The sequence below is a fragment of the Neorhizobium sp. USDA 3394 genome, from assembly GCF_056280385.1.
Genome location: NZ_JBWCDU010000002.1, coordinates 1728576 through 1740614, shown reverse-complemented (window position 1 = coordinate 1740614; position 12039 = coordinate 1728576). Strand labels below are relative to the sequence as shown.

Sequence of the window (12039 nt, the reverse complement as noted above, 5' to 3'; positions counted from 1 at the left end):
CTGTTTCACAGGGCCCTGCGCGCTTGTTCTAATTCTGTGCGATCGTCGTGCGCGGCGAGGCCCAGTTGTGCCACTGCTCTTCCGAGCCGTGGAAGACGTTGAGGTCGATCTTGCCGTCGACGCCATGCGACAGGCCGGAGCCGGAATATTGCCAGAAGAGCCACCTGCGGCCCGGATAGACCTTGGAAGGGTGCTGTGCGACCGCGCGCAGCCAGAAGGGATAGTTGAGAAGCTCGCCCGACAGATTGTCCTCGTAGAAATCCGGCGCTGTGTAGATAATCGGCCGCTGGCCGTAATAGCGCTCCAGCTTGTCCATGAAGACCTGCATCTTTTCGAGCACCCGGGCGCGGGAGAGTTTCGCCTTGCAACTCGACTCGCCGTTCCATTCGACGTCGATCACGGGCGGCAGCGCGTCGGGATCGCGGGGCACGTTGCGGATGAACCAGTCGGCCTGTTCGCCGGCGGTGCGGCACCAGTAGAAGAAATGGTAGGCGCCGCGCCTGATGCCCGCCTCCTTGGCTCGTCGCCAATTGGTTCTGAACATCGGATCGAGATGGTCGCCACCATCGGTGGCCTTGATATAGGCGAAGTTGGCGCCCTGGGTCCGAAGCTTCGCCCAGTCGATGTCGCCCTGCCAGCGCGACACGTCGACGCCGTGCACCGGGTAGCTTCTCGGCGAAACCCTTCCGAAATTGATCGGCTTGGCATCGCGGAACTGGCGGCTGTAGATCTGCAGGCGCCCTCTGCGGGGGGCGGTTTCCAGTGCCGGCTGGTCGGGTACCAGCATGGCGACCGGTCGTTCGGCGGGAAGCGGCATGCCGACCGTCATTTCCCGCGCAAAGGCCTGCGGTGCCGGCGTCGCGCCGTTCCAGGCGATATCCTGTTGCTGCGGTAAGGTCTGTTGCGGAGGGGCCTGCTGCGCGCCGAGGCGCGAGGTCTTGCCGACACCCACCGAAGGGACAGGGGCGGCGGGCAGATCGACCGAGCCTGTCTTCTCCTGGGTTGCGACGCCGGCGACCAGTTCGTCCGGACCGGATGCCGAGGCGCAGCCCGCCAAGGCGAGGCAGGTGACGAGGAGTGCTGGTACAGCCGATAAACGCATTTTGAAACCCGTACGCAAGACAACAAAGACGGCCGCCCCCGCCGTCGATAGATCCCCGACAGGAATTGCTAACGGAAAATTACCAAAAAATGCTGAATCCAATCTTTACGCGCGGAGATGTTCTGAAATCAGCCGCGCGGCGTGATCAACCGCGCCGGGTTTCCCACGACCGTGGCCCCCGGCGACACGTCCCGCGTGACGACGGAGCCAGACCCGACGATCGCTCCGCCACCGATCGTGATGCCGCCTAAAATGATTGCGCTGCCACCGATCCAGACGTCGGCGCCGATGCTGATCGGGCGGCCGATCTCAAGGCCCCGGGCGCGCAGCACGGGGTCGCGGTGGTGATCGGCGCAGTAGATCTGGACGCCCGGCCCCAGCATCGAACGGGCACCGATTCGAACCGGTGCGGTGTCGAGGATCGTGCAGCCGGCATTCAGATAGACGCCTTGCCCAAGAAAGACATTGAAGCCGTAGGCGCAGTGGAAGGGTGCTTCCAGAAATGCGTCGGGCGCCGCGCCAAACAGCGTGCGCAGTGCAGGGGCCATTGCACCGCGCTCGGCGGGCGACATGGTGTTATGCGCATGCACGGCCATCCGCGCCTTGTCCCTCAACGCATCGAGTTCCGGATCCAGGCAGCAATACCACTCGCCGGCCGCCATCTTTTCGCGTTCGCTCGCCATCCCGCCTCGTGATCCTTCCCGCGTCAGCGTTCCGCCCCGGCCTTGACCCGGGCGGCCTCGCGCCGCGCCAGGCTTTCGGGCGGCCACATCGTCTTCGTACTATAATATTCATCGAGGACATTGGCGTTTTCTGGCAGGCCCAACCAAGCGACTTTCGAGCGGGTGAAGATATGCACGTCCGGTGAGAATTCGGAGCGCCTTTCGAGCGTCTGGACCCGGATGAACAGCATCCATTTGCGTCGGCCGTAGTCGCTCCAGACCGCCGTCTGGCATTGCGGGCAGCGGTAAATATCGTGGGGCAAGCCGCTATCGGTCTTCATGGAAACCGCGACCGGCTCGGTCTCGGTGATCTCCACCCGGTCGGCTTCCATCAGGGCATTGATGGCAAAGGCGCCACCGCTCTGCTGCTGGCAGTCGGTGCAATGGCAGCAATGGATGAACATGGGCCGCCCATGCATGCGATAGCGGACTTTGCCGCAGAAGCATCCGCCCTCGAATATCTCGCTCATCTTCCGTCCGAGCTCCCTCACATTGCGCATGACGAATATGGAATATTCCTCAACCCTCCCGCAATGCAAAATGAACAAGACGAGACCGGCATGTTCTGCTTTAACTCCGGCAGCAACGATATGAGCAGGATCAACGCATGACGAAAGAGCGGATTGGTATCGTCGGCCTCGGCCGGATGGGCAGCGCCATGGCCCGGCGCCTCGCGACCCAGGGATTTGCGGTGGCGGGATGGACGCGCAGCGGCCTTGGCCCCGACAAGGCGACGGCCCTTGGGATCTCCGCCTCGGTCGATCTGGTTTCACTGCTCGATGCTTCGGACATGGTCATCCTTGCCCTGCTCGACGATGCCGCGGTGCATGCCACGCTCGGAGAGCTTGCCGTCGCCGATCTTGCCGGCAAGCTGATCGTCGATACCAGCACCGTCAGCCCCGAGACGCTGCGTGCCCATCACGATGCCATGGGCAAGGCGGGTGCGGCGCTTCTCGATGCACCGATCTCAGGCGGGCCGGAAATGCTGCTGGCGGGCACGGTCGGTCTTTATATCGGTGGCGCGGAGCAGGATTTTCAGCGTTTCCTGCCGGTGGCCGAGGTGCTCTCGAACCGTATCCATCATGTCGGTAGACTGGGAGACGGCGCCTCCGCCAAGCTCGTCAACAACATGATGCTGATGGGGCTGTGGCAGATCATGAAGGAAGCCGTGGAGCTTGGTGGCAAGGCGGGGCTGGGGCGCGACAAGATGATCGAGATCCTGTCCGGCAGCCCGGCGGCGAGCCCGGCCATGCGATCTCGGCTTCCCGTCATACTCGGCGAAACCGAGGCGGTCGGCTTTCCGGTCTCCGGCGTGCTGAAGGATATGGGCGTGGTTCTCGATCTTGCCCGCGGCCTTGGCGTCGCAACGCCGGCCATCGAGGCGGCGCGTGCCAGCTTCGAGAATGCAGCGGCGCTTGGGTTTGCCGAGGCCGATCTTGGCACCGTCGTCCGGCTGGCGCTCGAAGGAAAAGGCTGAGCCCCGGGGAGAGGCTCAGCCATGACAGCGAGGTCAGAACGTCCGGCCGAGGCGGGCGTCGACTGAATGGCTATTGCCGCCGCGCAGGGCGAAGAACAGGAAGATCGCCGCCCATAGAATGGACTTTTCCGCTCCGGCGAGACCCTGGTTCTGCACGATACCATGGAAATAGACGGTGACCAGAAGAACGATCATCGCGGCGAAGGAGGCCGGGCGGGTGAAGAGGCCGATGGCGACGAGGATGCCGCCGAAAAATTCCGTCGCGGCGAGCAGCGGCGACCAGAAGACGCCCGGATAGAAGCCGAGGCTTTCCACCATGCCGGTTGCGCCGAACGGATTGGTGATCTTGCCGAAACCGTGGGTGACAAGCAACACGCCGGCCGTCACGCGCAGGATCGTCTCGACGATCTCATGGGCGGAGGTATAAACGGGGGCGAGCGCCGGAATGATCAGGCGGGAGCGGGTGGTGGATTGAAGAGCCATGGGACCTCTTTTAATGAAAACAACGCGACTATCGTTGGAGCAGCCCAAATTGACGTTCGCGCCCTTTCTGTCGAGATGCGCGCGTTCAAAACCTGACCATCCTGGTTGACATTATCGTGAGACGGAATTGACTTGGGTAGAAGGCGAAACATGATGGAAAAACCGCGCATTACGATTCTCTATTGCACCCAGTGCAACTGGCTGCTCAGGGCCGGGTGGATGGCGCAGGAGCTTTTGCAGACCTTTGGCGACGCGCTCGGCGAGGTGGCGCTGATCCCGGGCACCGGCGGCAATTTCGAGATCCAGGTGAATGGCGAACTCATCTGGGAACGCAAGCGGGACGGCGGGTTTCCCGGGCCCAAGGAGTTGAAGCAGCGGGTGCGCGACATGATCGACCCGGACCGAGACCTCGGCCATCTGGACCGCAAGGCGAAGGAAGACGGCGAGAGCTGAAGCCGTCCGTGACAGATCCATGAAGGTTTTTCGGCGACGGGCACGGAAACTTCAAAAAGCCAGTTGACAGGGGAAGGTCACACCCGTACATGGCTCTCCGTCGCCCAGATGGCGGAATTGGTAGACGCGCCAGCTTCAGGTGCTGGTACCCGAAAGGGTGTGGAGGTTCGAGTCCTCTTCTGGGCACCATTCCATTTATTGAGCATTGTTTTTGCTCTGTTTTTTAGGTAAATTTGTCTCACTTTCACCCACCCCTTTCGGGGCGTGGGACAAATTTCATTGCTGGTTTGTTCTGATCTCGGTTTGTTGATTGCGGCGGCCGCTAGTTTCCAGCGGTTCTACGGGCTCAGCGGCGAAGTTTGCAGGATGTATTCCTCATATTCATGATACCGGGCGATACCAAGCCAACGACGCAATCGTCGGGTAAGGGAATCGAACATAGCCAGCGGCATGCCCTGAGCCAGAAAATGGTTGCGGAATAGAAAGACGGAGATACGTGCAGGAAGCGTCTGAGGCTGAAGCCACGAAATGTCCTCGTGGAGTTGCTCGCTATATTTCTCGGCAGCAACACGGTAGGGGGAAAGTTCGATCGACACCGCGTCGTAGTAGGCACGTAGATCTCGTTGCCTCAAAGCACTCCAGAACCTCCGCCCGGCTTTCATCTGCGTCCAAGGCTTGACGCCCATTGCATGAATGAAGTGTGGATGCCCGCGTAACAGGCATTGCAGGCGCTCAAACGGGGTCCAACCGGCAGGGCCGAAGCACTGGGCGATATCCAAGCCCCGGCGTAGCAATCTTAGAGGTATGCCCGCAAATCTCTCGGCGCCAAGGAGGGCGGTAAGCACCTCCTGATCGCCAAGCATGTGAATGGGTCGTTCTGCAGCTCGTTTGGCTTGCGCGTGTCGATAACGTGGGTGATGCAGAAGCTCTGTCCAGGCTTCAAGAAGTTGCCGATGATCTTCTGTGGCTCTCAGGATGCCGGTGTTCACGGTTGCGGTCAGGGCGCGCCCCGGCTTCATGCCCCAGTACAGGGTGCGCTTCAAACTTCCTTGCTGCTGCGACCAATAGGTCTCTTCCGTAGCGACAAAAACATCACGGGGCAAATTGTCCAGCCCTGCCGTTCCGGCCCCAATCCAGATGATGTCAGAATCGAACCAAAAAACCTCCGAATGTCCGAGATCGAGAAGGCGCAGCAATGCCGCTGGCTTCACGTCGAAACCACCGATTTCGTCGACATCAAAGACGAGTTCTCGAATGAAGGGAAAATCTGCCATCCAAGCCCTGAAGCTCTCGGGCATGGAGCGGTGGGCGACATATAATACCGCTCCGGGAAAACGGTTCATCAGACTCAGCAAGGTGAGCTTAACGCCCGTGAAATTGTGAGGTCTGTCCTCGTAGACACAAATTGCTCGGGTTGGCTCGGTTGACGAGACCGTCATTACTTGCCCCCGACAATCAAGGCCATTTGTTTTTCCCGTTTGTCTGAGTTCAAATCGTTGTCTTCCGCAGCTTTGACGTGATTTTGGATTGCCACGGCGTAAAGCTGTATGATTTGCGTGATCTTGTCGTCCCAATCAAAGTGCGTAAGCGCTTTTGCGCGGCCAGCTTCCCCAAGGCTGCGCCGTAGATCCACATCATCGGAAAGACGCTGCATCGCCTCGGCGAATCCTGCAATAATATTGTCTCGGGACGTTGGCTGGACGAGGACGCCGCAATCGTCATCCAGATAGTCGTCGGGGCCACCCCACTTTGTTGCGATGACAGGCAAACCGACGGCCATCGCCTCGAGAACGACGGCACCCCCGCATTCGTGAAGGCTGGGCATGACGAAAACATCCGACTGCTGCAGAACCCCTGCACATTCGCGTTGAGGCAAAAATCCGTGAAAACGTACCCGGCCAACCAGATCCATGGCCTCAACCATCGCTTCGAGCTTACTGCGCATCGGGCCGTCACCGACGATATCCAGTTCCACACGTTCCCGGCTTTTGACGCGTCTCAATGCCATTAGAAGGAGATCCGCTGCCTTCCAGTCAACCAACCTCCCCAGATAGACGAAACGAACCGGCTTTCCCGGCCGATCGTCAGCGTGGTTGCGCCGCGTCCAGAGTTCAGCGTCAATGCCATTTTCGACGAGCATCGCGACCGTGCCGCCGATATTCGCGGGTAGAACCGCGCGTGTTCTCTCGTTGGCTGCCAGCAGCAGTGCGGCTTCTCGCTTGCCGCGCATCAAAAGATGCATGACGTCTGACAAACGCCGCCCAAGCTTAAACAGTAAATCACCGGTGCCACTTGTTCGTCCCTTCGGATGGACGCCCGGCGGATAGGACATATTGCCGTTCATCGGTCCGATAACAACCGGCGCACCCACGTTGATGATCAGAGACGGTTCACGTGGCGAGACCGGAATTGGCTGGTGGACGACCTCTATGCCCAGCGTGTGGACCAGTTCGCGCGTGATGCGCCGCGCGCTCATCTGTGTCGCGACGCGGCTGATATAGCCGACGGTGATGTTGGCGAGTTGGTCCGGCAAGAGCTGCCCCAACCTCCACATCAGAATATTCAGCCGGGTGTCCTTGATGAAATGCATGTGGTCTACAGCGTCGGGTGCGTGAGAAGTCAACTCCTCCCGAGTACGCTCATGAACCACAAGCCAGGTCTCTATGCCCCGGGCACGCAACCGGGTGAAATAATGCCATGGGAGGGAAGCTTCGCCACCGAACTTCAGCGAGGCGTGTTCAGCGACAATCAGAACCTTATTGATGGAACTCATGTTCTACCCTTGCAATAAGATAGCCGCCATTTTCTGGCACCGCCGATATTTGGGCAACGCCGTCTAATGTAGCCTGCGGCTACCCCTAAAGAAGGTGAGAGACGCCGTGCGGGCATGGGGCCAATGAGGGAAAATTCGGAATATGTCGTTCAAGGGACCGCGCGATCCGGATGATCCCCCGGAGATTGACAGGCTTTCGGATTGGCTCTTGCTCACGATTGCCCGAACTCTGCTCGTGGATCACCCGGGGCTCCCTCCGGGAGCCGCTTCGTTGCGGTCTTAGGGCTGCATCGCGTGCTGCCTGCGCACCGTGTCGGCCGACCCGCGCACCACCTCGGAAATCTGCAGGAGTTGGGTGACCAAGGGCGTCGAATTGCGCCAGATCATTCCGATGCTGCGTGAGGGCCGCGGCGACTGGAAGCGGGAGATCGACACCTGCGCCGAGCGCGTTTCCACCGGGACGGCCATTTCCGGGATCAGCGTGATGCCGATACCGGCGCTGACCATCTGCACGAGCGTCGACAGGGAACTGCCCTCCATGACTTCCCGCAGGCGCGTCGTGCCTATCTTGCAGAACGAGAGAGCCTGGTCTCGAAAACAATGGCCTTCCTCCAGCAGGAGCAGGCGCATTTCGCGGAGGGCCTCGCGTTCGGGTACCGGCTTGCCCTCGTCCTCTCGTCGCCGGACCAGCACGAACTCCTCGTCGAACAATTTGAGCTCGGTCAGGAACGGTTCCGACACCGGCAGGGCGACGATTGCCAGATCCAGTTCGCCCTGCGCCAGTTCCTGGACCAGTTTTGCCGTCTGTGTCTCTCGCACCTGTATTTCAATCCCGTCGAAGGTTCTGTTCAGATCGTTGATGATCGCCGGCAGGAGATAGGGCGCGATCGTCGGGATGATCCCGATGCGCAAGCGCGCCAGAAACGGATCGCGCGACGCACGGGCAAGGTCCGCCAGTTCATCCACCGCCCGCAGGATGTCGCGAACCCGCAGCGCGAAGGTCTGGCCGAAGGCGGTCAGTTTCACTTCGCGCGCATTCCGTTCGAAGAGATCGCCGCCCACTTCCTGTTCGAGTTCCTTGATCTGCATCGACAGGGCTGGCTGGGAAATCGCGCAGGCATCGGCTGCGCGGCGGAAGCGGCCGTCCCGCGCGAGGGCTTCGAAATAGCGGAGCTGTTTGAGAGTAAGATTCTTCATAACCCCAGCTTATCGCCGCGATCAGTAAATCCAACTTAAATTTATGAGACGCTTCCGATAAGAAGGAAGACGAGGGAGGGCGCGCGTTTGGCTTGCTCCGGTTAAACAGGCGGGACTACAGTCGGGAATAGCGCGGCCGGACCCAGGCGGTTCGGGAAAAATTGCCCTCTTTTGCACGGCAGATAATTAAGTCATCAAGGAGATAGTCATGGATGCGAAATCTAGCGAAAACGCCGGCAAATGTCCGGTCGCCCATACGCCTCGCGGCAGATCGAACCGCGACTGGTGGCCTAACCAGCTGAACGTCCAGGTCCTTCATGGGCACTCGGTGCGTTCCGACCCTATGGGCGAGGCGTTCAATTATGCCGAAGAGTTCAAGACGCTCGATCTCGAGGGCCTGAAGAAAGACCTTCATGCCCTGATGACCGATAGCCAGGAGTGGTGGCCGGCCGACTTCGGTCACTACGGCGGCCTGTTCATCCGCATGGCCTGGCACAGCGCCGGCACCTACCGCATCACCGATGGCCGCGGCGGCGCCGGCCAGGGGCAGCAGCGTTTCGCGCCGCTCAACAGCTGGCCGGACAACGTCAACCTCGACAAGGCCCGTCGCCTGCTCTGGCCGATCAAGCAGAAATACGGCAACAAGATCTCCTGGGCGGATCTGATGATCCTCACCGGCAACGTCGCGCTCGAATCGATGGGCTTCAAGACGTTCGGGTTCGCCGGCGGTCGCGCCGACGTCTGGGAGCCGGAAGAGCTCTACTGGGGTCCGGAAGGGACCTGGCTCGGAGATGAGCGCTACAGCGGCGAACGCCAGCTCGCAGAACCGCTCGGTGCCGTGCAGATGGGCCTCATCTACGTCAACCCGGAAGGCCCGAACGGCACCCCGGATCCGCTGGCATCCGCCCGCGACATCCGCGAAACCTTCGCTCGCATGGCGATGAACGACGAAGAGACCGTGGCGCTGATCGCCGGCGGCCACACGTTCGGCAAGACCCATGGCGCTGGCGATCCGTCATTCGTCGGTGTCGACCCGGAAGGCGGCGAGCTCGAATCCCAGGGCCTCGGCTGGTCGAGCAAGTTCAACACCGGCGTCGGTCGCGATGCGATCGGCAGCGGCCTGGAAGTGACCTGGACCCAGACCCCGACCCAGTGGAGCAACTACTTCTTCGAAAACCTGTTCGGCTTCGAATGGGAGCTCACCACGAGCCCGGCCGGCGCCAAGCAGTGGGTGGCCAAGAATGCTGAAGCTTCCATTCCGGACGCTTTCGACCCATCGAAGAAGCAGCTTCCGACCATGCTGACCAGCGATCTGGCGCTGCGTTTCGACCCGGCCTACGAGAAGATCTCGCGCCGTTTCCTCGAAAACCCGGCTGAATTCGCCGATGCCTTCGCCCGCGCCTGGTTCAAGCTGACCCACCGCGACATGGGGCCGAAGGTTCGCTACCTCGGTCCGGAAGTGCCGGCCGAAGATCTGATCTGGCAGGACGTGATCCCGCCGGTCAATCATGACCTGGTCGACGACCACGATGTCGCCGACCTCAAGTCCAGGATCCTGGCATCGGGCCTCACGGTACAGGAACTGGTCTCGACCGCCTGGGCTTCCGCCTCCACCTTCCGCGGTTCCGACAAGCGCGGCGGCGCCAATGGCGCGCGCATCCGGCTTGCGCCGCAGAAGGACTGGGAGGCCAACCAGCCGGCGCAGCTCGCCAAGGTCTTGGGCGTTCTCGAAGGAATCCAGAGGGATTTTTCCGCCACCCGTACCGGAAGCAAGAAGATCTCGCTGGCCGACCTGATCGTCCTTGCGGGTGCCGCCGGCGTCGAAAAGGCTGCCAAGGCAGCAGGAGAGGACATTGCCGTACCGTTCACGCCGGGCCGTATGGACGCTTCGCAGGAACAGACGGACGCGGCTTCCTTCGCGCCGCTGGAACCCCGTGCCGATGCCTTCCGCAACTATGTCAACAGCGGCAAGACGCAGTTCATGAAGGCTGAAGAAGCCCTGGTGGACCGCGCTCAGCTGCTGACGCTGACGGCACCGGAAATGACGGTTCTCCTCGGCGGCCTGCGCGTGCTGAAGGCCGGCCAGCCCGAACACGGCGTCTTCACGTCCCAGCCGGAAACGTTGACGAACGATTTCTTCGTCAACCTGCTCGACATGAGCACCGAATGGTCGCCTGTTGCCGGCAAGGATGGAGTCTACGAAGGCCGTGACCGCAAGACCAAGGCACCCAAGTGGACCGGTACCCGCGTCGACCTGATCTTCGGCTCACATTCGCAGCTTCGTGCGATCGCTGAAGTCTATGCCCAGTCCGACGCCAAGACCAAGTTCGTGAAGGACTTCGTGGCGGCATGGACCAAGGTCATGAACGCCGATCGGTTCGATCTCGTCTGATCGATCAAGATGGCCCGGACGTGGCTCAGCTACGTCCGGGCACTTTTTCAGTGCTGATGATACGCCGGACTTCTCAGGCCGGTACGAAGGCCGAGGCGATCGCCAGCACGAATCCGAGGATCGTGGCGCAGACCGACAGCGCTTCGCGCGTCTTTTCGGAGCTGACGCCCCATCCCTCGCTGATGAGATAGCGCGCGATCAGGCCCAGCGACAGCAGGCCGACGCAGCCGAGGAAGGCGAAGAAATAAATTCCATACTGCATGTTGGAGATCTTCTTGGTCAGCACCTCGGTTATCCCGACCAATGTCGAGAGGGATAGAAGCAGGCTGCCGATGATCAAGTATTCGGCATGTTGCGATCGGGCGGTCGAATAGAGCGACAGGATCGTGAACAGGAACGCGACAAGGACGATGGCGATGTAATTGCCGCTGACATGCCCGGTCGCGGAAATCGACATGAAGATCGATGTCAGGATGAACAGCGCTGCCGCCAGGATGATCTTGTATTTCGAGTTGAAAAACTGGCGCATGATACCGATCCGCTCCAAACTGGCCGTCTCCGGCGCTGGTAAAGGCCGGTTCTCGGACTATGGGAAATTCGGCGCGTGATGAACAGCTTGCCGGGCTGCTATTCGGTGGAAATCCACGCCCGAGTTCAGGCCGGACGTTTCCGCTGGATGGCGTAGGCCCCTCCGGCGCTCATCACGGCCAGCAGATACCAGGTCACGGCATAGACGAGGTGGCTGTTGCGGAAGCGGATCACCGTCAATCCGCCGACCGGCAGGCCGCCCGGGATCGGCGTCGCGTCGGCATCGATGAAATAGGGCGCCACCTTTTCGAGACCCTTGGCGGCGGCAATCGCTGCCACGTCGCGAGAGTACCAGCGGCCGCTCGCGGGATCGTTGGAGCGCAGGAAGGCACCGCCCGGCTCGCTGATGCGGATGAGGCCGGTAATCTTCACGGGGCCCTGGATCTCTCCGTCCGCGCGTGCCGCCGGGTCGCGGCGGTCGAGGGGGACGAAACCACGGTTGATGAGGACGGTGGTTCCGTCCTTCTGTTCCAACGGCGTCAGAACCCAGAAGCCGGGACCGAGATCGGTGACGGCCTGAACCAGCGTTTCCTCGCCATGATGAAAGAAGCCGGTGGTGGTGACGCGGCGATATTCGTCGTTTTCGGCGTTGATCGCAGGCCAGGCCGGCGATGAAGGGGCGGGTGCCGGCGTCGCGGTGACCCGGGCGTCGACGCGGGCGATCAGATCGAGTTTCCAGGAGAGCCGCTGCACTTGCCAGGTGCCGAGCCCGATAAAGGTCAGCGCCAGGAAGAGCATCGCACCCGCGAATACGAGCCGGGAGCGGGCCGGCTCCCCATCCGCTGTCTGTCCGGCCAAAGGATGATCGAGAGCCACGCGTCTATCCTTTCCAGGCTCATCCCCGACAGGGGA

12 protein-coding genes and 1 tRNA gene are annotated in these 12039 nt (G+C 61.2%); 4 read left to right on the top strand and 9 right to left on the bottom strand.

Translation table 11 applies throughout. The annotated features are described in order from the left end of the window. Positions 1-28 precede the first annotated feature (28 nt). The 3 genes from ACZ9EJ_RS29790 to ACZ9EJ_RS29780 form a co-directional block, all read right to left on the bottom strand. Positions 29-1102: a glycoside hydrolase family 25 protein gene (locus ACZ9EJ_RS29790; protein ID WP_046629414.1), complete on the bottom strand. Its 1074-nt coding sequence runs from the start codon at positions 1100-1102 to the stop codon at positions 29-31. A 128-nt stretch (positions 1103-1230) separates the two neighbouring features. Beyond that, a complete protein-coding gene (locus tag ACZ9EJ_RS29785; RefSeq protein WP_046629412.1) occupies positions 1231-1785 on the bottom strand; it encodes a sugar O-acetyltransferase in 555 nt (184 codons plus the stop codon). A 23-nt stretch (positions 1786-1808) separates the two neighbouring features. Then, the gene (locus ACZ9EJ_RS29780; protein WP_046629781.1) at positions 1809-2294 is read right to left on the bottom strand and encodes a GFA family protein; all 486 of its coding nucleotides are present in this window, start codon (positions 2292-2294) and stop codon (positions 1809-1811) included. 137 nt (positions 2295-2431) lie between these two features. On the opposite strand from ACZ9EJ_RS29780, the gene ACZ9EJ_RS29775 reads away from it, so the two are divergent. Further along, on the top strand, positions 2432-3301 hold the full coding sequence (locus tag ACZ9EJ_RS29775; RefSeq protein WP_046629411.1) for an NAD(P)-dependent oxidoreductase: 870 nt from the start codon (positions 2432-2434) through the stop codon (positions 3299-3301). A gap of 33 nt (positions 3302-3334) precedes the next feature. Here ACZ9EJ_RS29775 and ACZ9EJ_RS29770 read toward each other — a convergent pair whose 3' ends face one another. Continuing rightward, the gene (locus ACZ9EJ_RS29770) at positions 3335-3784 is read right to left on the bottom strand and encodes a DoxX family protein (protein ID WP_046629409.1); all 450 of its coding nucleotides are present in this window, start codon (positions 3782-3784) and stop codon (positions 3335-3337) included. A gap of 150 nt (positions 3785-3934) precedes the next feature. Between ACZ9EJ_RS29770 and ACZ9EJ_RS29765 the strand changes: the two genes are divergently transcribed. After that, entirely contained in the window at positions 3935-4237 is a 303-nt protein-coding gene (locus tag ACZ9EJ_RS29765) for an Rdx family protein (RefSeq protein ID WP_046629407.1), read from the top strand. Between the two features lie 102 nt (positions 4238-4339). After that, positions 4340-4426: transfer RNA gene (locus ACZ9EJ_RS29760), tRNA-Leu, on the top strand. A gap of 149 nt (positions 4427-4575) precedes the next feature. Here the strand turns inward: ACZ9EJ_RS29760 and ACZ9EJ_RS29755 are convergent. From ACZ9EJ_RS29755 to ACZ9EJ_RS29745, 3 genes are all read right to left on the bottom strand, one after another. After that, positions 4576-5676, bottom strand: a complete 1101-nt coding sequence (locus ACZ9EJ_RS29755) for a hypothetical protein (protein ID WP_046629405.1) — start codon at positions 5674-5676, stop codon at positions 4576-4578. Then, complete coding sequence (locus tag ACZ9EJ_RS29750) at positions 5676-7010, bottom strand: glycosyltransferase family 4 protein (RefSeq protein WP_080954057.1); 1335 nt, start codon at positions 7008-7010, stop codon at positions 5676-5678. Before ACZ9EJ_RS29750 ends, ACZ9EJ_RS29755 begins: the two co-directional genes overlap by 1 nt. 279 nt (positions 7011-7289) lie before the next feature. Then, on the bottom strand, positions 7290-8207 hold the full coding sequence (locus ACZ9EJ_RS29745) for a hydrogen peroxide-inducible genes activator (protein ID WP_046629403.1): 918 nt from the start codon (positions 8205-8207) through the stop codon (positions 7290-7292). Positions 8208-8415: 208 nt separating this feature from the next. Here ACZ9EJ_RS29745 and katG point away from each other — a divergent pair, with 208 nt between their 5' ends. Further along, complete coding sequence (gene katG, locus ACZ9EJ_RS29740) at positions 8416-10599, top strand: catalase/peroxidase HPI (protein ID WP_046629401.1); 2184 nt, start codon at positions 8416-8418, stop codon at positions 10597-10599. Positions 10600-10672: 73 nt separating this feature from the next. On the opposite strand, the gene ACZ9EJ_RS29735 is transcribed toward katG, so the two are convergent. Further along, complete coding sequence (locus ACZ9EJ_RS29735; RefSeq protein ID WP_255736616.1) at positions 10673-11128, bottom strand: hypothetical protein; 456 nt, start codon at positions 11126-11128, stop codon at positions 10673-10675. A 125-nt stretch (positions 11129-11253) separates the two neighbouring features. After that, on the bottom strand, positions 11254-12003 hold the full coding sequence (locus ACZ9EJ_RS29730; RefSeq protein ID WP_046629397.1) for an SURF1 family protein: 750 nt from the start codon (positions 12001-12003) through the stop codon (positions 11254-11256). Between the last annotated feature and the right edge of the window lie 36 nt (positions 12004-12039).